Consider the following 21,365-nt stretch of genomic DNA (forward strand, 5'->3'; position numbering starts at 1 on the left):
GCCGTCGGCCGGTCCCGCAAGGGTCCGACGGGCATGCGGACGCCAGGGCGGGGATCACCCGATCTCCCGCGGCAACCGAACCGAAAGAGAGAACAGCCATGGCTGTCGTAACAATGAAGCAGCTGCTCGACAGCGGCGCCCACTTCGGCCACCAGACCCGTCGCTGGAACCCGAAGATGAAGCGGTTCATCTTCACCGACCGCAACGGCATCTACATCATCGACCTGCAGCAGACCCTGACGTACATCGACAAGGCGTACGAGTTCATCAAGGAGACGGTCGCCCACGGTGGCACCGTGCTGTTCGTCGGCACCAAGAAGCAGGCGCAGGAGTCCATCGCGGAAGAGGCCACCCGGGTCGGGATGCCTTACGTGAACCAGCGCTGGCTCGGCGGCATGCTCACCAACTTCTCCACCGTCCACAAGCGCCTGCAGCGCCTGAAAGAGCTGGAGTCGATGGAGCAGACCGGTGGCTTCGAGGGTCGCACCAAGAAGGAGATTCTCATGCTCACGCGTGAGAAGACCAAGCTCGAGCGCACCCTCGGCGGCATCCGCGACATGGCCAAGGTGCCGTCGGCGATCTGGGTCGTCGACACCAACAAGGAGCACATCGCCGTCGGTGAGGCCCGCAAGCTGAACATCCCGGTCGTTGCGATCCTCGACACCAACTGCGATCCCGACGTCGTCGACTACCCGATCCCGGGCAACGACGACGCGATCCGGTCGGCCGCGCTGCTGACCAAGGTCGTCGCCTCCGCCGTCGCCGAGGGCGTGCAGGCCCGTGCCGGCCAGAGCGCCGACAAGGACGCCAAGCCGGAGTCCGGCGCCGGCGAGCCGCTCGCCGAGTGGGAGCAGGAGCTGCTCGCGCAGGCCACCCCCGCCGCCGAGGCCGAGGCTCCGGCCGCCGAGGCCGAGGCCCCCGCCGCCGACGCGGCGCCCTCCGCCGAAGCCTGATCCGATGCGCGGCCCCGACCGGTAGATCCTGAGATCATGGTCGGGGCCGTCGCACGCGACCGCGCCGCATCAGTGCACACGCACGCGACCGAGCCGCATCAGAGGAAACTCCCGCGCGAGCACCCATCGCGCACAACAGACACAGGAGGCTCGCTTCCCATGGCGAACTACACCGCCGCCGACGTCAAGCGTCTGCGTGAGCTCACCGGCTCCGGAATGCTGGCGTGCAAGAACGCGCTCGCCGACAACGACGGCGACTTCGACAAGGCCGTCGAGCAGCTGCGCATCAAGGGCGCCAAGGACGTGGGCAAGCGCGCCGAGCGCTCCACCGCCGAGGGCCTGGTCGCCGCGAAGAACGGCGTGCTCATCGAGCTCAACTCCGAGACCGACTTCGTCGCCAAGAACGACGAGTTCCAGGCTCTCGCCGAGAAGATCGTCACCGCTGCGGCCGAGGCCAAGCCCGCCGACCTCGAGGCCCTCAAGGCTGTCGAGGTGGACGGCAAGACCGTCGACACCCTGGTGCAGGAGCTCTCCGCCAAGATCGGCGAGAAGCTCGAACTGCGCCGCCTCGCCGTGTTCGACGGCCCCGTCGCCGTGTACCTGCACAAGCGTGCGTCCGACCTGCCGCCGGCCGTCGGCGTGCTCGTCGAGTACTCCGGTGAGGGCGACGCCGCCGCCGAGGCCGCCCGCGCCGCCGCGATGCAGGTCGCCGCGCTGAAGGCGAAGTACCTCACCCGCGACGAGGTCCCGGCCGACACGGTCGAGAACGAGCGCCGCATCGCGGAGGAGACCGCCAAGAACGAGGGCAAGCCGGAGGCCGCCCTGCCGAAGATCGTCGAGGGTCGTCTCAACGGCTTCTTCAAGGACGTCGTGCTGCTCGAGCAGGCCTCGGTGACGGACTCGAAGAAGACCGTCAAGGCGCTGCTCGACGAGGCCGGCGCCACCGTCTCGCGCTTCGTGCGTTTCGAGGTCGGCGCCAGCTAGATCTCTCGTCTCCTCGACCCCGTCGGCGCTCGCCGGCGGGGTCGAGGCGCGTCGGCGGCTCGATATCCGGGCCGATCGGACACTCGCGCCCCCGTCTCGGTTCCACGGGGTCGGATGAGGCAGGATGAAAGGGCCGATCCACCGCTCGATCCGAGGAGAACCATGTCCGAACACGCCCAGGAACGTCCCGGTTTCCGTCGGGTGCTGCTCAAGCTCGGCGGGGAGATGTTCGGCGGGGGCAAGGTCGGTCTCGACCCGGACGTGGTGACGACCGTGGCCGAGGAGATCGCCGAGGTCGTCCGCTCCGGAGTGGAGGTGGCTGTGGTCATCGGCGGCGGCAACTTCTTCCGCGGCGCGGAACTGCAGCAGCGCGGTCTCGACCGCGCCCGCTCCGACTACATGGGCATGCTCGGCACGGTGATGAACTCTCTTGCGCTGCAGGACTTCCTGGAGAAGCAGGGCGTGGACACCCGGGTCCAGACCGCCATCACGATGGGGCAGGTCGCCGAGCCGTACCTGCCGCTGCGGGCCCGCCGGCACCTCGAGAAGGGCCGCGTGGTGATCTTCGGCGCCGGCATGGGCATGCCCTACTTCTCCACCGACACCACGGCCGCGCAGCGCGCCCTCGAGATCGGCGCCGAGGTGGTCCTGATGGCCAAGGCCGTCGACGGTGTCTACTCGGCCGATCCGCGGATCGACCCCGACGCGACCCTGTTCACCGAGATCACCCACCGCGAGGTCATCGAGAAGGGGCTCAAGGTGGCGGACGCGACCGCGTTCAGCCTCTGCATGGACAACGACATGCCGATCATGGTCTTCAACCTGCTCACCGAGGGGAATATCGCTCGGGCCGTCGCCGGTGAGAAGATCGGAACACTCGTACGGTCATGAACGGACAACGGAACATGGAGGAACTGCCGTGATCGATGAAGCTCTCTTCGAGGCCGAGGAGAAGATGGAGAAGGCCGTCACGGTGGCCAAGGACGATCTCGGATCCATCCGCACCGGCCGCGCGAATCCCGGCATGTTCTCCAGGATCGTCGTCGACTACTACGGCGCGCCCACCCCGGTCACGCAGATGGCCAGCATCAACGTCCCCGAGGCGCGCATGGTGGTCGTCAAGCCCTACGAGGCATCGCAGCTCGGTCCGATCGAAACCGCGATCCGCAACTCCGACCTGGGCGTCAATCCGACCAACGACGGGTCCCTGATCCGCATCTCCATCCCGCAGCTCACCGAGGAACGCCGCCGCGAGTTGGTCAAGCAGGCCAAGGCCAAGGGCGAGGACGCCAAGGTGTCCGTGCGCAACGTGCGACGCAAGGCGATGGAGGAGCTGCACCGCATCCAGAAGGACGGCGAGGCCGGCGAGGACGACGTCACCCGCGCGGAGAAGGAACTCGACAAGACCACGGCGAAGTACGTGGCGCAGATCGACGAACTGGTCAAGCACAAGGAAGCCGAGTTGCTGGAGGTTTAACCGTGGGTACAGCCGCCGGGTCGTCCGACCCGCAGCTCCCCTTGGGCGTCACCGACGCCGACTCGGCGGCCGAGGCCGCGAAGGCGGACCCCGAGGTCCCGCCGGTGCGGCCCGATGCCACCCCCACCGCGGAGCCGGCGAAGAAGTCCTCCCGGGCGGGCCGGAACCTGCCCGCGGCCGTGGGCGTCGGCGCCGGTCTCGGCGCCCTCGTCATCGTGGTGCTCGCATTCGCTCCCAAGGCGTGGCTCGTCGTCGTCGCGGTGGCCATCGCGATCGCCACGTGGGAGGTCACCAAGCGCCTGCGTGAGGCGGACGTCCTGGTTCCCCGGATCCCGCTCCTGGTCGGGGGGCAGGCGATGATCTGGCTCGGCTGGCCCTACGGCACCACCGGTGTGCTCGGCGCCTTCGCCGGCACCACGGTCGTGTCGATGCTGTGGCGGTTGTTCGACCGTGGACTGCGCGGCCGGCCCCGCAACTACCTGCGCGACACCGCGGTCACCGTCTTCACCGCGGCGTGGGTGCCGTTCCTCGCGTCGTTCGCGACGCTGATGGTCCTCGACGACAACGGCGCCGCACGCGTGTTCTGCCTGATGATCGTGTGCGTCGCGTCCGACGTCGGCGGGTATGCGGCGGGGGTGCTGTTCGGCAAGCACCCGATGGCGCCCGCGATCAGCCCGAAGAAGTCCTGGGAGGGCTTCGGTGGCTCGGTCCTCGCCTGCACCGTCGCCGGAATCCTCACGGTGACCCTGCTGCTCGACGCCGCCTGGTGGATCGGTGCGCTCCTCGGCGTCGTCCTCGCCGCCACGGCCACGGCGAGCGACCTGATCGAGTCACAGGTCAAGCGCGACCTCGGCATCAAGGACATGGGCACCCTGCTGCCCGGCCACGGCGGCATCATGGACCGGCTGGACTCGATCCTGCCGTCCGCGTTCGTCACCTGGCTCGTCCTCGGCGCCTTCGTCTAGGCCGGTGGCGAGGAGACAGCGGTCCGACGCGCACGGGGTGGTCCCCAGCCCCAACATCTGGCACTGGCCGGAGGTCTACGAGGAAGAGAACCGCGCCCAGGACGTCCACGGCGTGGTGTACGCGGCGCTGCGCGAGGCGTGCGACTGGGCCGGTCGCGACGTCCTCGACGTGGGCTGCGGCACCGGCTTCCACCTGCCGATGTTCGCGGCCACCGCGCGCACCGTGACCGGCATCGAACCGCACCCGCCGCTGGTGGAGCTGGCCCGCCGACGTGTGCGGGACCAGCCGGGCGTCCGGGTGGAGGCCGGTTCGGCCGAGCAGTTGCCGCTTCCGGACGGCACCGTCGACGTCGTGCACGCGCGCACCGCCTACTTCTTCGGGCCCGGGTGCGGGGCGGGCATCGCCGAGGCCATGCGCGTGCTGCGGCCCGGCGGCGCGCTCGCGATCGTCGACCTCGACGCGACCGCCCATCCGTACGGCGAATGGATGCGCGCGGACCTGCCGCACTACGACCCGGCGGCGGTGGAGGCGTTCTTCGCCGCCCAGGGCTTCGACCTGCGCCGGGTCGACACCGAATGGCGCTTCCCGGACCGTGCGACCCTCGAGCGCGTACTCGGCATCGAGTTCGGCCCGCGCGTCGCCGAGCGAGCGGTGCACGGCACCCCGGGCACCACCCTCACGGTGCGCTACCGGCTGCATGTGCGCCGCAAGCCCCGGGGCCTGGAGATCCCCTGAGCGTGCGGCGCGTGCCGCGTACCTAGCGGTGGTGGTGGGTGCCGCGGATGCGGAACACCCGCGCCAGTTCGCTGATCCTCTTCGCCTTGGCCAGGCGGGGCAGGTCGCTGCCGTCGCGCACCCCGCGGCCGTCCTCGCCGAGCGTGTCGATCACCTCGTGTGCCCAGCCGACCTCGTCGGAGCTGGGGCTGAGGGCGGCGTTGACGAACGGTGCCCGGGCCGGAGTCATGCACAGCTTCCCGGTCATTCCCATCGAGGCGGTCAGCTTCGCCTCCCGCTCGAGGACCTCGGGGTCGTCGGTCAGCGACGGCCCGTCGACGGGACCGGGCAGGCGGGCCGCCCGGCTCGACACCACCAGGCGGGAACGCGGGTAGGCCATGGCGAGGGGGGAGTCGTCCATCCCGGTGTCGCGGCGGAAGTCGCCGCTGCCGAACGCCAGCCGGAACGTACCGTCGGCGCGGGCGATCTCGGGTGTGGCCTCGAGGCCCACCGCCGATTCGATGAGCACGAGGATGCGGGTGCCGGCCGGCAGCTGAGCGGCCGTGGCGTCGACCTGCTGGCCGCTCTCGGTCTTGGCGAGCATCACGCCCTGCAGGCCGGGCACCCCGGCGAGCGCGGCGAGATCGTCGGCCCAGTGCACAGTGGTGGCGTCGTTGATCCGCACCCAGGCACGGCCACCACCGCGCAACCATTCGACGACGTCATCGCGCGCGGCGGCCTTACCGGCCGCCGGTACGGCGTCCTCGAGGTCGAGGATCACGGCGTCGGCCGGGGACGCGGCGGCCGCGGCGAACCGCTCCGGGGCGTTGCCCGGAACGAGCAGCCAGGATCGGGCGAGCTCGGGTGCGACGGTGGCGGAGGCGGGGGCATCCAGGTGGGCGGTCACGTCAGGCTCCTCGGGTGAAGGTCTTGTCTCCAGGGTGCCCTGTTGTCGCCGCCTTGGGGAAATTGGGTGCGTTGTGTTCGTCACCCGCCGCCGGGCGGCACGGTGTTACCGCCGCTTCGCGGCGCGTTGTTACCGCCGCTTCGCGGCGCGTTTGATCTGCAGGATCCGCACACCGCCCGCCAGTGCCATGACGAGGGCCCCGGCGATGGCCGACAGGAGCAGGCTCACCCCGAGCGGCAGGGTGAACTCCCACACGAACATTTCCATGGTGACCGGGTCGAGGTTCTGCAGGATGAACACGAGCAGCAGGATCAGCACCAGAACACCGATGACCAGGCCGGTCCACGTGGAGGCCGCCCGGCTGCGGTCGAGGGGAATCTCCGGTGCCGGGCGGACGTTGGACTCGGGCGTGGCCTTCGTCGCCCCCTGAGGCTCGAGCTGGCCCCGGACCGGAAGGTCCGGTGGCGGTTCGGGGAGATCCGCAGGGCGTTCGGTCATGGCTCGATCATCTCGCTCCGGCCGCCGGTGCACACCGCATTCGGCGAGGAAAACCGGCGTTGCCGCCCTGATGGATAATGGTTCATTATGCCCTCCTCTCTTCCCCTGGTTTTCGACGCGCCCAAACGCGGCATGCCGCCGCGCCACCTCGCCGATCTCGATGCCGAGCAGCGCCGCGAGGCCGTGCGCGAACTCGGCCTGCCGGCCTTCCGCGCCGATCAGTTGGCCCGGCACTACTACGGGCGCCTCGAGGCCGATCCGGAGAAGATGACGGATCTGCCGGCGAAGGTGCGCGAGCAGGTCGGGGCCGCGTTCTTTCCCGCGTTGCTGACCCCGGTCAAGCACGTGGCCTGCGACGGCGGCGAGACCCGCAAGACGCTGTGGCGCGCCGGGGACGGCACCCTCCTGGAGAGCGTGCTCATGCGCTACCCCGACCGTGCCACGCTGTGCATCTCGAGCCAGGCCGGCTGCGGTATGGCCTGCCCGTTCTGCGCGACGGGCCAGGGCGGCCTGAACCGGAACCTGTCGACCGCCGAGATCGTCGACCAGGTGCGCGCCGCCGCCGCGGCCCTGCGCGACGGTGACGTCGCCGGGGGACCGGGCCGGCTGTCCAACGTGGTGTTCATGGGCATGGGGGAGCCGCTGGCGAACTACAAGCGTGTGGTGGCCGCCGTGCGGCGCATCACCGCGCCGCCCCCGGAGGGACTGGGCCTGTCGCAGCGGTCGGTCACCGTCTCCACCGTCGGCCTCGCTCCGGCCATCCGCCGGCTGGCCGACGAGGATCTGAGCGTGACGCTCGCCGTGTCGCTGCACACCCCGGACGACGAACTGCGCGACACGCTGGTGCCGGTCAACAACCGCTGGCCCGTCGCCGAGGTGCTCGACGCCGCGCGCTACTACGCCGACCGGACCGGTCGCCGCGTCTCCGTCGAGTACGCCCTGATCCGCGACGTCAACGACCAGCCGTGGCGGGCGGACATGCTGGGCAAGAAGCTGCACAAGGCGCTCGGCCCGCTGGTGCACGTGAACCTGATCCCGCTCAATCCGACGCCGGGCAGCGAATGGGACGCCAGCCCGAAGCCGGTCGAGCGCGAATTCGTCCGTCGCGTCCAGGCTCAGGGGGTCTCGTGCACCGTGCGGGACACCCGGGGGCAGGAGATCGCGGCCGCGTGCGGTCAGCTCGCCGCCGAGAACTGAGCGCCACCCCCGGGACGCGAAGGGCCCGTCCGGACGAACCGGGCGGGCCCTTCGACGCTGCTGCGGGGGTGCGGCTACCGCCGGCGCCGCCGCTGGACGATGTCGCGCACCAGGATGGCGACGAGCGCCGCGGCGAAGCCGATCAGGAACCAGTTCTCGACGTTGCCGTTGTGGTTGCCGATGATCATCGCCAGCAGGAACAGTGCGACGAGCCAGCCCATGACGCGGAACAGGCGGGGGGCTTCGCCACTCCAACCCCACTCCGCCGACGGCACCTCGGCCGTGTCGACGCCAGTGGTCTTCAACTCGGTACCGGCCACCGCTTGTCCTCCTGCTCGCAAAGATCTTCGCTGTTGGGCCAATCGTGACATACGACCGTCCGTCGTACGAAGTGGGGGCGCTCTCGCGCGCGCCGGACGGGTGATTCAGCATCCCCTCAGGACGGTCGGGGACAATGTCGGCGTGGTCGACTCGCAACCCAGCTCCCGCACCCGTGTCCTGCTGCTCGGCAGCACCGGCTCCATCGGCACCCAGGCCCTCGAGGTGATCGCCGCCAACCCCGACCGGTTCGAGGTGGTCGGTCTCGCCGCCGGTGGCGGCAACATCGATCTGCTCGCCGAGCAGATCCGCGTCACCGGTGTCGCCGAGGTGGCCGTCGCGAACGCGCAGGCCGCCGCGCGGCTCGACGTCCCGGGTCTGCAGGTGCGCAGCGGGCCCGACGCGGTCACGCGGCTGGTGCGCGACGTCGAGGCCGACGTGGTGCTCAACGCCCTCGTCGGGTCCCTCGGCCTGGAGCCGACGCTGGCCGCATTGGCGACGGGCGCGCGCCTGGCGCTGGCCAACAAGGAATCGCTCGTCGCCGGCGGCGCGCTGGTCACCGCGGCCGCGGCCCCGGGCCAGATCGTGCCCGTCGACTCGGAGCACTCGGCGCTGGCCCAGTGCCTGCGCGGCGGCAGCCCCGACGAGGTGGCCCGGCTCGTGCTCACGGCCTCGGGCGGGCCGTTCCGCGGTTGGCCGGCCGAGCGGCTCGAGTCGGTCACCCCCGAGCAGGCCGGCGCCCATCCCACCTGGTCGATGGGCCCGATGAACACCCTGAACTCGGCGACGCTTGTGAACAAGGGCCTGGAGCTGATCGAGACGCACCTGCTGTTCGGCATCGGTTACGACCGGATCGACGTCACCGTGCACCCGCAGTCGATCGTGCACTCGATGGTCACCTTCACCGACGGCTCCACCCTGGCCCAGGCGTCACCGCCGTCGATGAAGCTGCCCATCGCACTCGCGCTGGGCTGGCCGCACCGGATCGCGGACGCGGCGCCGGCCCTCGACTTCGCGACCGCCTCGACCTGGGAGTTCGAACCGGTGGCGCACGAGGTGTTCCCCGCGATCGAACTGGCGCGGGCCGCCGGGGTGGGCGGCGGATGCCTGACCGCGGTGTACAACGCCGCCAACGAGGTGGCCGCGGAGGCCTTCCTCGCCGGCGCCCTGCCGTTCCCGGGGATCGTGCGCACGGTGGCGGCGGTCCTGTCCGACGCCGACGACTGGTCCGCGGCACCCGCTACCGTGGAAGATGTGCTCGCCGCCGACGGCTGGGCTCGGGACCGAGCCCGCGCGCTCGTGAAGTAGGAGGACCGGCCACCGATGATGTTCGTTCTGGGCGTCGTGCTGTTCGCCCTCGGCATCGCCGTATCCATCGCCCTGCACGAGGCCGGGCACATGTGGACCGCGCAGCGCCTCGGGATGAAGGTGCGGCGCTACTACATCGGGTTCGGGCCGCGGCTGTACTCGTTCCGTCGCGGCGAGACCGAGTACGGCCTCAAGGCGATCCCTGCGGGCGGCTTCTGCGACATCGCGGGCATGACGGCGCTCGACGAACTGGCCCCCGACGAGCACGAGCGCGCCATGTACAAGCAGAAGGCGTGGAAGCGCGTCGTGGTGATGTCCGGCGGCATCGCGATGAACTTCGTCCTCGGCATGGTGCTGATCTTCGGGCTCGCCGTGGCGTGGGGTCTGCCCCGTCTGGGGGAGACCCCGGCGGAGATCGGGGAGCTCTCGTGCGTCGCACCGACTCAGGCCGGTGAGGCCGGGGGCTACGAGCTGGCGCCGTGCAGCGGGCCGGGTCCCGCCGCGGCCGCGGGCCTCGAGGTCGGGGACGTCGTGGTCTCCGTCGGCGGCACCGAGGTAGCGACGTTCGGGGACCTGGTCGAGGCCACCCGCGCCGCGACCGGGACGGTGGATTTCGTCGTCGAACGCGACGACCGCACGCTGACGATCCCGGTGCCGGTCGAGTCCGCCCAGCGGTGGGTGCAGGATCCCGAGACGGGCGAGATCACCTCGGAGACCGTCAGCGCAATCGGCGTCGCTGCACCGCCGTCCGTCACCGAGTACACCGCGTTCACCGCGGTGGGTGGCACGCTGCGGTTCACCGGTGACATGTTCGTCCTGACCGCGCAGGCCCTCGCCGACCTGCCGAGCAAGGTGGGGGCGCTGTGGGAGTCGGTGACGGGCGGCGAACGCGATCCCGATACCCCGATCAGCGTCGTCGGCGCGTCCGTCATCGGCGGGCAGGTCGCCGAGCGGGGCATCTGGCAGATGTTCGTCCTGCTGCTCGCGCAGCTCAACTTCTTCCTGGGCATGTTCAACCTGCTCCCGCTGCTGCCGCTCGACGGCGGCCACATCGCCGTGGTCGCGTACGAGAAGGTCCGCAACTGGATCCGGGGGCTGCGCGGGCTGCCGGTCGGGGGTCCGGTCGACTACACGAAGCTGCTGCCCGTCACCTACGTGTTCGTCCTCATCGGCGGCGCGTTCATGCTGTTGACACTCACCGCGGACATCGTCAACCCCATCCAGCTGTTCTGACTCGCATCGCTAGAATTGCCGCGTAGCTACGAAAGAAGGCGAAACGTGACCAGCCCCGTCGGTTTGGGCATGCCCGAAGTCCCCGCCGTCCTCGCGCCCCGGCGCAAGACCCGTCAGCTGATGGTCGGCGACGTCGGCGTGGGCAGCGACCACCCGGTGTCGGTGCAGTCGATGTGCACCACCAAGACGCACGACATCAACGCGACGTTGCAGCAGATCGCCGAGCTCACCGCGTCCGGCTGCGACATCGTCCGCGTCGCGTGCCCGCGGCAGGAGGACGCCGACGCGCTCGCCGCGATCGCGAAGAAGAGCCAGATCCCGGTCATTGCGGACATCCACTTCCAGCCGCGCTACATCTTCGCCGCCATCGATGCCGGGTGCGCCGCCGTGCGCGTCAACCCCGGCAACATCAAGGAGTTCGACGGCCGCGTCAAGGAGGTCGCCAAGGCGGCCGGCGAGGCAGGCATCCCGATCCGTATCGGCGTCAATGCCGGCTCGCTGGATCCGCGCATCCTGAGCAAGTACGGCAAGGCCACGCCGGAAGCGCTCGTCGAGTCCGCGCTGTGGGAGGCGAGCCTGTTCGAGGAGCACGGCTTCGGCGACATCAAGATCTCGGTCAAGCACAACGACCCGGTCGTGATGGTCGAGGCCTACCGCCAGCTCGCCGCGCAGTGCGACTACCCGCTGCACCTGGGCGTGACCGAGGCCGGGCCCGCCTTCCAGGGCACGATCAAGTCGGCCGTCGCGTTCGGTGCGCTGCTGAGCGAGGGCATCGGCGACACCATCCGGGTGTCGCTGTCGGCGCCGCCGGCCGAGGAGATCAAGGTCGGCACCCAGATCCTGCAGTCGCTGAACCTGCGGCCCCGCAAGCTCGAGATCGTCTCGTGCCCGTCGTGCGGCCGGGCGCAGGTCGACGTGTACACCCTGGCCAACGAGGTCACCGCCGGCCTCGAGGGCATGGAGGTGCCCCTGCGGGTCGCGGTCATGGGGTGCGTCGTCAACGGCCCCGGTGAGGCCCGCGAGGCCGACCTCGGTGTCGCCTCCGGCAACGGCAAGGGCCAGATCTTCGTCAAGGGCAAGGTCATCAAGACCGTCCCCGAGGCCCAGATCGTCGAGACGCTGATCGAGGAGGCCATGCGCATCGCCGAGGAGATGGAGGGTGACGCCGGCACCGGAAACCCGGTGGTCTCCGTCGGCTGAACCGGTTCGGCGGGCGCAGGACTCCCGCGCGGCCCCGGCTTCTGGCAGTCTGATTGCGTATCCGCAGTCGACAGGTGGTGGGACGTGCTCAAGCTTCTGGGAGTCCGGTCTCTCGGTGGCCGTGACACCGCACACGTGTTGCGGGTGCTGGCCCGCGATCCGGTGGCGGCGTGCATGGTGGCCGGCCGGATCGAGGAGTACGGCCTCGATTCCCGCGCCGTCGGCGGCGACATGTGGAGCCGGGGCGGACCCGACGACTCGTTGTGCTTCTCGGGGGCGAACCTCGTTCCGCTGCTCGGCGACCGCGACGATCTGCACGCCTTCGCGGACCGCGCCGCCCGCGGCCCCCGCCTGTGCTCGTCGCTCGTCGGCCGGGCCGAACTCGCGTTGCCGATGTGGGAGGTCCTCCAGCCGGAATGGGGTCCCGCGCGCGAGGTGCGGGCCGAGCAGCCGCTGCTGGTACTCGACCGGGAACCGTGCGTCGTCCCCGACCCGCTGGTGCGCCGCGTGCGGCCGGAGGAGATCGACGCCTACATGCCGGCCGCGATCGCGATGTTCCGTGAGGAGGTCGGCGTCGACCCGTGCGCGGGCGACGGGGGCTCGGGCTACCGCCGCCGGGTGCAGAGCCTGATCGCCACCGGACGGGCGTGGGCCCGCTTCGAGCACGGCCGGGTCGTGTTCAAGGCCGAGATCGGCTCCCAGTCCTCGTCGGTGGGGCAGATCCAGGGCGTGTGGGTGGATCCCGGCAGGCGCGACGCCGGCCTCGGCTCGACCGGCACCGCGGCTGTCGCCGCCGCCGTCACCGCCGGCGGCCGGCTGCCGAGCCTGTACGTCAACAGCTTCAACCACCGGGCCCGCGCGGCCTACGCCCGCATCGGTTTCCGTCAGGTCGCGACGTTCTGCACCGTGCTGCTGGACTGAGGGGCCGCTCCGCCCGGCCCGTGTCGCCTCCCCGATCCGCGTGGCCGCCGGTCCTACGATGACGGCGATGAGAACTCGATCCGCCCGCGTCTCGGCCCCGCTCGTCCCGGCACCGCGTCGACTGCTGCGGCGCGGGGCGGTCCTGGTGGCCGCCGTCGCGCTGGCCGGCGGTGTCGTCGCGTGTACCCCGAAGCCGGCCGGACCCGAGCCCGCCGCACAGGAGTTCCTCACCGACTTCGCCGACCGGGACTTCGCTGCGGCCGCCGCCCTGACCGACCGTCCCGAGCCGGCCGAGGAGGCGCTGGCGGAGACGTGGAACGGACTACAGGCGGAGACGCTGGCGGTGGACACCGACGGCGTGCGGATCGACGGGGACACTGCGACGGTCACCTACGTTTACGAATGGGGCCTGCCCGGTGAGCGCGTGTGGCGGTACTCCGGCGAGATGAACATGGGCCGCAGCGGGAACGACTGGGTGGTCCGCTGGACCCGGTCGAACCTGCATCCCCAACTCGGCGATCGGCAGCGGATGCAGCTGCGGACCAATCCCGCCCCCCGCGCGCGCGTCAACGAGCATTCCGGCTCGGATGTGCTCGTTCCGGGCATCGTCTACGGTGTCGGTTTCGACGCCACGGCGGCCGGCGACGTCCGGGGTGCGGCGCGGGCGTTGTCGGCGGCGCTGACACAGTTCGACCCGTCGCTGACCGCGCAGTCGATCGCCGAGACCGCCACCGCCGCCGAGGGCGCCCACTCGGTAGTGCGGCTGCGTGAGGAGGACTACGAACGCGTCGCCGGCACCCTCGCGGCGATTCCCGGCGTCACGATCACCGAGCAGGCCGACCTCGTCTCCACCGACCGCAGCTTCGCCCCCGATCTGGTCGGCCAGATCAAGAAGACCGTGATCGACGAGGTGGACGGCAAGGCCGGGTGGAGCGTGGTCGCCGTCAACCAGAACGGCGTCGACACCGGTGTGCTCACCGAGACCCCGCCCGAGCCGGCGCCGTCGTTCTCCATCAGCCTGGACCGTCCCATCCAGGTGGCGGCGCAGGCCGCCGTCGACGCCCGCGCGGAACAGGCGATGATGGTGGTGATCGAGGCGTCCACCGGCGCGGTCCTCGCCGTCGCCCAGAACAAGGCGGCCGACCGCGACGGACCGGTCGCGCTGGCGGGGCAGTACCCTCCCGGCTCCACCTTCAAGATCATCACCTCGGGCGCCGCCATCTCCAGCGGTCTCGCCACGCCCGGCACCATGGTGGCCTGCCCGGGACGGATCACGATCGGCGAGCGCAGCGTCCCCAACTACAACGAATTCTCGGTCGGCACCGTGCCGATGGCGACGGCGTTCGCGCGCTCGTGCAACACCTCGTTCGCCAAACTCGCCTCCGAGATGGCGCCCGACGCCCTCACCGTCGCGGCCGCGCAGTTCGGCATCGGACCCGAGTACGAGGTGGTGGGCATGCCCACGTTCTCCGGGTCGGTGCCGCCGGCCGAGGACCTGGTCCAGCGCGCCGAGGACGGCTTCGGTCAGGGCAAGGTCGTCGTCAGCCCGTTCGGGATGGCCCTGGCCGCCGCGACCGTCGCGCACGGCAGCGCACCCGTGCCCTACCTGTTGCAGGGACGCGAGACCGCCGTCACCGGCGACCGGCCGCCCGTCACCCCGGAGATGATCGACGGCCTGCGCGGCATGATGCGGCTGGTGATCACCAGCGGCACCGCCGACCGCATCCGCGACCAGGGCGAGGTGTACGGCAAGACGGGTGAGGCCGAGGTCGAGGGTGGCTCCCACGCGTGGTTCGTCGGCTACCGCGGCGACCTGGCCTTCGCCACGCTCGTCGTGCGCGGCGGCAGCTCCGACAACGCCGTCGCCGTCACCCGCGACATGTTCGCGGCCCTCCCGGAAGGGTACTGACCGGCCCGGGCGGGGGTTGCCGGCCGGCACCCGGACGAGCCACCGGCCGGGTCGGTCAGGGCAGCAGACCCAGGCGCCGCGCGGACACCACCGCCTCGTGCCGGGTGTGGGCGTCGAGCTTGCCCATTGCGCTGCGCAGGTAGCTCTTGACCGTCTCCGGGCCGACCGACAGCCGGTCGGCGATCTCGGCATTGGTGCATCCCAGTGCCACGTGCGCGAGCACGTCGGTCTCGCGCGGCGAGAGCACCACGTCGGTCGGTTGCGGGGCCGGGCCGCCGAGCGCCCCGGCCAGCCGGTCCGACAGCGCCCGAAGCTTGCGCTGCAGGCCGGCGTCCTCCACGGACTGGGCGAGGCCGCGCAGTTCCGCGTGCACGTCCCGGATCTGGGCCGCCGCGACCGGGTTCTCGGACGGCCGATCGAGGGAGCCGAGCAGCGCCAGCCGCCGGTCCACCTCGTCCCGGATGGCGATCTCGCTGCTGAGCCGGCGCGCCGCCTGCACGAACGCCCCCACCGCGCGATCGCCGAGCGGTGAGCACTCACGGATCGCGCCGTAGAGGACGGCGCGCGCCGCTCCTCCCACCATCACCGGCACCGCGAGGATCGACCGCAGCCCCTCGCTGAGCACGGGCCGGTCGAAGTGGTGGGTGATCGACGACGACCGGCCGTAGTCGGGCACCGTCGCCGGCCGGGCCCGGTCCACCACGAGGCCACCCAGGCCCGCCCGCGGCGGCACCACGACCCCCTCGAGGCCGTTCGTGCGGGTGCCGAAGAACTCGGTCAGGTGCAGGTTCCCGTCGCGGACCTCCCCGGCGAACACGACGGGAATCAGTGCCTCCGCCGCGGTGCGGCGGAGCTCGCCGCGCAGTGCGTCGCTGTCACGGGGACGAAGGAGAGGCGAGGTGCCGGCCGGCGCCATCGGTCACCCCTTTCCGGGGGTATCGGGACGTACTTGTGACTTGGATCATAAAGGAATCGATCCTCGGGACGTTCACCCCGGGGCGCTTCACGAGAGGACGGATTCGATGACCACCGAGACCACCGCGCGTGCGCATTCCGAGCAGGAGGCACGAGTGCGGGAACTGCTGGACCGCTACGACACCGCCGACGCGTGTGCCGCACAGCTGCTGTGCGACGGGCATCCCGCGGACGCCGTCGCGTTCACGGTGGTCGAGGCGGACCTGAGCGCGACCGATCTGACCTTCGGTTACCTGCGCGAGCAGTCCTCCCGCTTCGCCGCGGCCCTGGCCGACCTCGGCGTCGAGCCGGGCGACCACGTCGCCACCCTGATGGGCAAGTCCGCGGATCTGGTCGTGGCGCTGCTCGGCATCTGGCGCCGCGGTGCCGTGCACGTGCCGCTGTTCACCGCGTTCGCACCCCCGGCGATCGGTTTCCGGCTGCAGGCCAGCGGCGCGAAGGTGGTGGTCTCGGACGCCGACCAGGTGGGCAAGCTCGCGCCCGGCGAGGACATCCCCGCCGACGCGCCCTGGCAGATCGTCGTCGCAGGTCACACCGAGGGCGGTGCCGCCGGCATCGGAGTGAGCTTCGCCGACCTGTTGGCCTCGCACGACGCGGACGATCCGCGCGGTGCCGCGGTCGCCGTCGGCGGGCACGGCGGACTCGTGCAGCTGTTCACCTCCGGCACCACCGGCACTCCGAAGGGCGTGCCCGTGCCGGTACGGGCGCTCGCGTCGTTCCACGCCTACCTGGACTTCGGACTCGACGTGCGTGAGGACGACGTGTTCTGGAACGCCGCCGATCCCGGCTGGGCCTACGGGCTGTACTACGCGCTGCTCGCCCCGCTGGCCGCCGGGGTGCGCAGCCTGCTGCTGCATGCCGGGTTCTCCGCCTCCCTCACCTGGCAGGTGATGGAGAAGTTCGGGGTCACCAACTTCGCGGCCGCGCCCACCGTCTACCGCAGCCTGCGAGCGGACTCGGCGCCCGTGCCGGAGTCGATCTCGCTGCGCCGCGCGTCCTCGGCCGGCGAGCCGCTCACGCCCGACGTCGTGGCGTGGTCGGAGCAGACCCTCGGCGCGGTGGTGCGCGACCACTACGGGCAGACCGAGCACGGCATGTTCGTCGTCAACGCGTGGGCCGACGGGCTGCGCGAGGAGGTGCGGCCCGGGTCGATGGGCAAGCCGCTGCCCGGTTGGTCCTGCGCCGTGCTGTCCGACGACTCCGACGAGATCGCCGCCCCCGGCGTGCCCGGGCGCGTGGCGATCGACACCCACGCCAGCCCCCTGCTGTGGTTCACGGGTTACGTGGACGCCCCGGAGAAGACCGCGCAGCGGTTCACGGAGGACGGCCGCTGGTACCTCACCGGCGACGCCGGGCAGGTCGACGAGGACGGCTTCTTCTACTTCTCGGCCCGCGACGACGACGTGATCATCATGGCGGGCTACCGGATCGGCCCGTTCGACGTCGAGAGCGTGCTGGTGATGCACGAGCACGTCGTCGAGGCCGCCGTCGTCGGCATGCCCGATCAGCTGCGCGGTGAGGTGCTCGAGGCGTTCGTGGTGCTGCGCGACGGTGTCGACGGCACCGACGAGCTCGAGGCGGAGCTGCAGCAGCTGGTCAAGCGCAAGTTCGCGGCGCACGCCTACCCGCGGACCGTGCACTTCGTGCCCCGGCTGCCGAAGACGCCCAGCGGAAAGATCCAGCGCTACATCCTGCGCCAGGGCTGAGCCCCCGGGTGGGGGGCGGTGCGGCCGCCGGGCCGCGTCGCCCCCCGCTGCGCGGGGCCTATTCTGGTGGGCATGCCTGTTCGCACCGCACTCGTCCCCGGAACCGTCTCGCCTGTCCGTGCCGTCCCCAACGGGATCGAGCGACCGGAGTACGCGTGGAAGCCGACGGCGAAGGAAGGTCACGAGCCGTGGGTGCAGACCCCGGAGACCATCGAGAAGATGCGGGTCGCCGGCCGCATCGCCGCGCAGGCACTGGCCGAGGCGGGCAAGGCCGTCTCGCCGGGCGTGACCACCGACGAGCTGGACCGCATCGCCCACGAGTACATGTGCGACCACGGCGCGTACCCGTCCACGCTGGGCTACAAGGGCTTCGCCAAGTCGTGCTGCACGTCGCTGAACGAGGTGATCTGCCACGGCATTCCGGATTCGACGGTGATCGAGGACGGGGACATCGTCAACATCGACGTCACCGCCTACATCGGGGGAGTGCACGGCGACACCAACGCCACGTTCCTGGCGGGGAACGTCTCCGAGGAGCACCGCCTGCTGGTCGAGCGGACCCGTGAGGCGACGATGCGGGCGATCAAGGCCGTCAAGCCGGGCCGGGCGCTCAACGTCGTCGGCCGGGTCATCGAGGCCTACGCGAACCGGTTCGGGTACGGGGTGGTGCGCGACTTCACCGGTCACGGCATCGGCGAGACGTTCCACAACGGGCTGGTGATCCTGCACTACGACCAGCCGTCCGTCGACACCGTGCTCGAACCGGGAATGGTGTTCACGATCGAGCCGATGATCAACCTCGGCACGGTGGACTACGAGATCTGGGACGACGGCTGGACCGTGGTCACCAAGGACCGCAAGTGGACCGCCCAGTTCGAGCACACCATCGTGGTCACCGACACGGGGGCGGAAATCCTCACGCTGCCGTGACTCGGCCGGGTGCCGGCGGCGGCGCCGTGTCGCGTACCGTGCTTCGGCATGGAACCGACTGACGTGGCGATCCCGGCCGGCACCTTCACCGTTCGCATCGACGGCCCCGAGAGCCGGCACGCGGTGCTGTTGCTGCCCGGCGCCGGGGAATCCGCCGACGTCTACGACGCGGTGTGCGAGCGGCTGCACCATTCGGATCTACGCACGTTCGTGCCCGAGACCATCGAGGGTCTCGACGTCGCGGGCGTGCACGCCCTGCTCGACGCCCTGAAGCTGCCGTGGGTGCACCTCGTCGGCAGCGGCGCCGGGGCGGAGCTGGCGTGGGCCGTCGCGTCGGGCCGGTTCGGCCGGTTCGCCAGCCTCGTCGTCGCCGACCGGGGCCATCCGGCGGTGCCGGACGCCGAGGGCGTCGTGCGGGACGCGAACGCCGCCCCCGCCGAGGTGCCCACCACCGTGCTCGTGGGCAGCGCTGCGCGGCGCGCGGAGGCCGACGCCTCGATGCGGTACGTCCTGTCGGAGTTCCGCGTCGTCGAGCTGAGCGGGGTGGGCAACATCCCGGCCGAGGCGCCGGCGGAGCTGGCCAGCGCGATCGCCCTGCGCACCGGCAGCTGGTAGCAGCGGGCGGCTTCGCCGCCGGTGTGTCCTTCGGGAGGCCGGAACCGCCCGAAGGACGCACGCGGCCTACAGACCCAGCAGCGCGTTCTCGACCAGTTCCGGCAGGGCCGGGTGGATCCAGTACTGGCCGGTGGCCGTCTCTCGCGCGGTGAGACCGAAGCTCATCGCCTGGATCAGCGGCTGGATCACCGACGACGCCTGGGCGCCCAGGATGTGCGCGCCGAGCAGCTTGCCCGTGGCGCGGTCGGCGATCACCTTGCAGAAGCCCTCGGTGTCCTCCATCGCCCAGCCGTAGGCGACGTCGCCGTAGTACTGGATCTTCACCGCGACGTCGTAGCCCTGGGCGCGGGCCTGCTCCTCGGTCAGCCCGACCGTCGCGATCTGCGGGTCGGTGAACACCGCGGACGGCACGAAACGGTGGTCCGAGCGGCGCAGCGCGGAGGTGTCCCCGCCCCACGCGTCGTGGAGCAGGTTGTGCTGCACGACCCGGGCCTCGTGGTTCGCGACGTGCTTGAGCTGGTGCGACGACGAGACGTCACCGAGCGCGAAGACCCCGCGCGCGGTGGTCCGCTGGAACTCGTCCACGACGATCCGGCCGTCCTCGTGCAGCGCGAGCCCGCCGGCGGCGGCGTCCAGTGCGTCCCCGTTGGGCGTGCGTCCCACCGCGACGAGCAGCGCGTCGCCGCTGACGGTGGTGCCGTCGGCCAGGTCCACCTCGACGCCGTCGCCGACGGCGCGGAAGGCGGTCGCGGGGTTGGACAGGTGCACGTCCCACCGGTCGGTGGCCAGACCGGTGAAGTGCTCGGCGAGGTCGTGGTCGAGGTGCCGCAGCAGCTGACCGGTGCGGGCCAGCACCGACACCCGGGTGCCGAGGGCGGAGAAGACGTGGGCGAACTCCATCGCGATGAACCCGGAGCCGAGGATCACGAGCGACTCGGGCAGCTTCGGCAGCCGCATGATGTCGTCGTTGGTGTAGTAACGCACCCCGCCGTCGAGTACCTCCTGCGGGATCACGGGCCGCGCGCCCGCCGCGACGACGACCTGGTCGGCGGTGATGATCTCCCCGGTGCCGGTGTCGAGGGCGCGCTCGCCGACGAACCGGGCGTGCCCGCGGTGGACGGTGACGTTCGCGCAGTCCTCCGTGCGGTAGCGCTCTCCGCCTGCCGCGATCGGGTCGATCCGGCCGAACACGCGGTCGACGATGTCGTTCCACCGGACCCCGTCGACCGTCGCGTCCACCCCGTACTTCGCGGCCTTGCGCACGGTCTGCGCGACCTCCGCCGCGTAGACGTACATCTTGGTGGGGATGCAGCCGACGTTGAGGCAGGTGCCGCCGAAGGTGCCCTGCTCGAGGATGGCCACCTTCTTGCCGTCGTATCGCTCGTCGACGATCGAGTTTCCGGATCCGGTGCCGATGATGGCCAGGTCGTAGTGGCTCACTGTTCTCCCGTAGTCAGGTTCGCGCGGACGGTCACAGGGTTCTGCTGTGACCGTCCAACCAGTCCAGCCACAGATCCAATTCCCGGAATGCCACCTCGAGGACCTCCGGTGTGGAGAGGAACACATCGTGGCGGGCACCGGTGATCGGGACGATCGTCGTGCGGTCGCCCAGGCACCCGGCCCAGCGGGCGATCTGCTTGACGTCGAGGACCGCGTCGGCGGTGTCCACCGCGGGGTCGTACGCCGGGGCCCAGCGCGTGTCCTTCGACCGCAGGATCAGCGACGGGACCCCGACGTCGAGGCCGCGGTGCAGCCGCGCGTGGCCGCGACGGACCGCGCGGAGCCAGCCGAACGTGACGGGGAACCCGGCCAGCGGCTTCCAGTCCAGGTCGTACTCCCACTGGCCGTTGGCGTTCCTGTGCAGGCTCATCCCGTAGGTGTCCAGGCTCTGCCCCGGGATGACGGCTCGGCTGCGGACCCGGCCGACGGTGTCGACGGCGACGGTGCCGAGGCTGCGCAGGATCGAGGGCCCCTGCAGGTCGAACCACGGGCTGTTGAGGATCAGGCCCTGGATCCCGGCGCCGCCTGTGCCGCCGGGCCGGCGGTTCAGCCGGTCGAGCCACAGCGGCAGGACCAGCCCGCCGGTGGAATGCGCCACGAGGAGGATGCCGCCGCCGACCTCGCTCCGGACGACCCGCAGCGCCTCCTCGAGCTCGGCGTCGTAGTAGGTCAGGTCGGTGACGAAGTGCGGCGTCTGCTCCGGTTGCCGGGAGCGGCCGCACTTGCGCAGGTCCAGGGCGAAGAAGCGGTACCCCTGGGCCGCGAAGTGCTCGGCGAGGTGCTGCTGGAAGAAGTAGTCGGTGAATCCGTGCACGTAGATCACGGCACGGTCCGGGGCGGACTCGCCGCCGGGGTAGACGGACGGCTGATAGCGGACGAGGGTGGCGGTGACCTCGCCCTCGCCGTCCGGATCGGGGCCGAGAGGCAGCGTGAGCTGCTCGTATCCGTCGCCGAGGATATCGGGCATCCAAGTAGTCACGATCACACTGTATTGGTCACTACGCGGACCTGTCGTGGGGGCACAATTGGGTGAAGACAAACGCCGGACAACGCG

General features: G+C 71.0%; 21 protein-coding genes. 15 read left to right on the forward strand and 6 right to left on the reverse strand.

Annotated elements, in window-relative coordinates:
* Positions 1–98: 98 nt before the first annotated feature.
* From rpsB to HFP48_RS12055, 6 genes are all read left to right on the forward strand, one after another.
* Positions 99–953, forward strand: coding sequence for a 30S ribosomal protein S2 (rpsB, locus tag HFP48_RS12030; protein ID WP_161995301.1), 855 nt, complete (start codon positions 99–101; stop codon positions 951–953).
* Positions 954–1,112: 159 nt separating this feature from the next.
* A complete protein-coding gene (gene tsf, locus HFP48_RS12035; RefSeq protein ID WP_006937446.1) occupies positions 1,113–1,937 on the forward strand; it encodes a translation elongation factor Ts in 825 nt (274 codons plus the stop codon).
* A 162-nt stretch (positions 1,938–2,099) separates the two neighbouring features.
* Positions 2,100–2,828 carry a UMP kinase gene (pyrH, locus tag HFP48_RS12040; protein ID WP_006937445.1) on the forward strand — a complete coding sequence of 243 codons (729 nt, stop codon included), beginning with the start codon at positions 2,100–2,102 and terminating at the stop codon, positions 2,826–2,828.
* A 28-nt stretch (positions 2,829–2,856) separates the two neighbouring features.
* Positions 2,857–3,414 (forward strand): ribosome recycling factor, encoded by a 558-nt coding sequence (gene frr / locus HFP48_RS12045; protein ID WP_006937444.1) that lies wholly within the window; start codon positions 2,857–2,859, stop codon positions 3,412–3,414.
* 2 nt (positions 3,415–3,416) lie between these two features.
* Complete coding sequence (locus HFP48_RS12050) at positions 3,417–4,379, forward strand: phosphatidate cytidylyltransferase (RefSeq protein WP_006937443.1); 963 nt, start codon at positions 3,417–3,419, stop codon at positions 4,377–4,379.
* A 37-nt stretch (positions 4,380–4,416) separates the two neighbouring features.
* Complete coding sequence (locus HFP48_RS12055) at positions 4,417–5,115, forward strand: class I SAM-dependent methyltransferase (RefSeq protein ID WP_065922643.1); 699 nt, start codon at positions 4,417–4,419, stop codon at positions 5,113–5,115.
* 22 nt (positions 5,116–5,137) lie between these two features.
* Here HFP48_RS12055 and HFP48_RS12060 read toward each other — a convergent pair whose 3' ends face one another.
* Both HFP48_RS12060 and HFP48_RS12065 read right to left on the reverse strand, forming a co-directional pair.
* The gene (locus tag HFP48_RS12060) at positions 5,138–6,001 is read right to left on the reverse strand and encodes an aldolase/citrate lyase family protein (protein ID WP_006937439.1); all 864 of its coding nucleotides are present in this window, start codon (positions 5,999–6,001) and stop codon (positions 5,138–5,140) included.
* A gap of 129 nt (positions 6,002–6,130) precedes the next feature.
* Positions 6,131–6,499, reverse strand: coding sequence for a lipopolysaccharide assembly protein LapA domain-containing protein (locus HFP48_RS12065; RefSeq protein ID WP_006937437.1), 369 nt, complete (start codon positions 6,497–6,499; stop codon positions 6,131–6,133).
* Between the two features lie 87 nt (positions 6,500–6,586).
* On the opposite strand from HFP48_RS12065, the gene rlmN reads away from it, so the two are divergent.
* Entirely contained in the window at positions 6,587–7,696 is a 1,110-nt protein-coding gene (gene rlmN / locus HFP48_RS12070; protein WP_065922642.1) for a 23S rRNA (adenine(2503)-C(2))-methyltransferase RlmN, read from the forward strand.
* Positions 7,697–7,770: 74 nt separating this feature from the next.
* Here rlmN and HFP48_RS12075 read toward each other — a convergent pair whose 3' ends face one another.
* On the reverse strand, positions 7,771–8,016 hold the full coding sequence (locus HFP48_RS12075; protein ID WP_006937434.1) for a DUF2631 domain-containing protein: 246 nt from the start codon (positions 8,014–8,016) through the stop codon (positions 7,771–7,773).
* Positions 8,017–8,158: 142 nt separating this feature from the next.
* On the opposite strand from HFP48_RS12075, the gene dxr reads away from it, so the two are divergent.
* The 5 genes from dxr to HFP48_RS12100 all read left to right on the forward strand — a co-directional run bounded on the left by dxr (position 8,159) and on the right by HFP48_RS12100 (position 14,585).
* On the forward strand, positions 8,159–9,322 hold the full coding sequence (gene dxr / locus HFP48_RS12080) for a 1-deoxy-D-xylulose-5-phosphate reductoisomerase (protein WP_065923488.1): 1,164 nt from the start codon (positions 8,159–8,161) through the stop codon (positions 9,320–9,322).
* 15 nt (positions 9,323–9,337) lie between these two features.
* On the forward strand, positions 9,338–10,555 hold the full coding sequence (locus tag HFP48_RS12085; RefSeq protein WP_006937432.1) for a site-2 protease family protein: 1,218 nt from the start codon (positions 9,338–9,340) through the stop codon (positions 10,553–10,555).
* 45 nt (positions 10,556–10,600) lie between these two features.
* A complete protein-coding gene (gene ispG / locus HFP48_RS12090; RefSeq protein ID WP_100056785.1) occupies positions 10,601–11,755 on the forward strand; it encodes a flavodoxin-dependent (E)-4-hydroxy-3-methylbut-2-enyl-diphosphate synthase in 1,155 nt (384 codons plus the stop codon).
* A gap of 84 nt (positions 11,756–11,839) precedes the next feature.
* Positions 11,840–12,676, forward strand: coding sequence for a GNAT family N-acetyltransferase (locus tag HFP48_RS12095; RefSeq protein ID WP_006937430.1), 837 nt, complete (start codon positions 11,840–11,842; stop codon positions 12,674–12,676).
* Positions 12,677–12,743: 67 nt separating this feature from the next.
* Positions 12,744–14,585, forward strand: a complete 1,842-nt coding sequence (locus tag HFP48_RS12100; protein ID WP_180987038.1) for a penicillin-binding transpeptidase domain-containing protein — start codon at positions 12,744–12,746, stop codon at positions 14,583–14,585.
* 55 nt (positions 14,586–14,640) lie between these two features.
* On the opposite strand, the gene HFP48_RS12105 is transcribed toward HFP48_RS12100, so the two are convergent.
* The gene (locus HFP48_RS12105; protein WP_006937428.1) at positions 14,641–15,501 is read right to left on the reverse strand and encodes a LuxR C-terminal-related transcriptional regulator; all 861 of its coding nucleotides are present in this window, start codon (positions 15,499–15,501) and stop codon (positions 14,641–14,643) included.
* 106 nt (positions 15,502–15,607) lie between these two features.
* Here HFP48_RS12105 and HFP48_RS12110 point away from each other — a divergent pair, with 106 nt between their 5' ends.
* The 3 genes from HFP48_RS12110 to HFP48_RS12120 all read left to right on the forward strand — a co-directional run bounded on the left by HFP48_RS12110 (position 15,608) and on the right by HFP48_RS12120 (position 18,811).
* Positions 15,608–17,266, forward strand: a complete 1,659-nt coding sequence (locus HFP48_RS12110) for an AMP-binding protein (RefSeq protein ID WP_168579552.1) — start codon at positions 15,608–15,610, stop codon at positions 17,264–17,266.
* A 72-nt stretch (positions 17,267–17,338) separates the two neighbouring features.
* Positions 17,339–18,196, forward strand: a complete 858-nt coding sequence (map, locus tag HFP48_RS12115; RefSeq protein ID WP_065922640.1) for a type I methionyl aminopeptidase — start codon at positions 17,339–17,341, stop codon at positions 18,194–18,196.
* A 48-nt stretch (positions 18,197–18,244) separates the two neighbouring features.
* Positions 18,245–18,811, forward strand: coding sequence for an alpha/beta hydrolase (locus HFP48_RS12120; RefSeq protein ID WP_029543250.1), 567 nt, complete (start codon positions 18,245–18,247; stop codon positions 18,809–18,811).
* A gap of 66 nt (positions 18,812–18,877) precedes the next feature.
* On the opposite strand, the gene mtr is transcribed toward HFP48_RS12120, so the two are convergent.
* Positions 18,878–20,251 carry a mycothione reductase gene (gene mtr, locus HFP48_RS12125; protein WP_168579553.1) on the reverse strand — a complete coding sequence of 458 codons (1,374 nt, stop codon included), beginning with the start codon at positions 20,249–20,251 and terminating at the stop codon, positions 18,878–18,880.
* Positions 20,252–20,282: 31 nt separating this feature from the next.
* Entirely contained in the window at positions 20,283–21,290 is a 1,008-nt protein-coding gene (locus HFP48_RS12130) for an alpha/beta hydrolase (RefSeq protein ID WP_029543255.1), read from the reverse strand.
* Positions 21,291–21,365: the final 75 nt, after the last annotated feature.

The organism is Rhodococcus sp. DMU1, assembly GCF_012272955.1.
Taxonomy (GTDB): Bacteria; Actinomycetota; Actinomycetes; order Mycobacteriales; family Mycobacteriaceae; genus Rhodococcus; species Rhodococcus aetherivorans.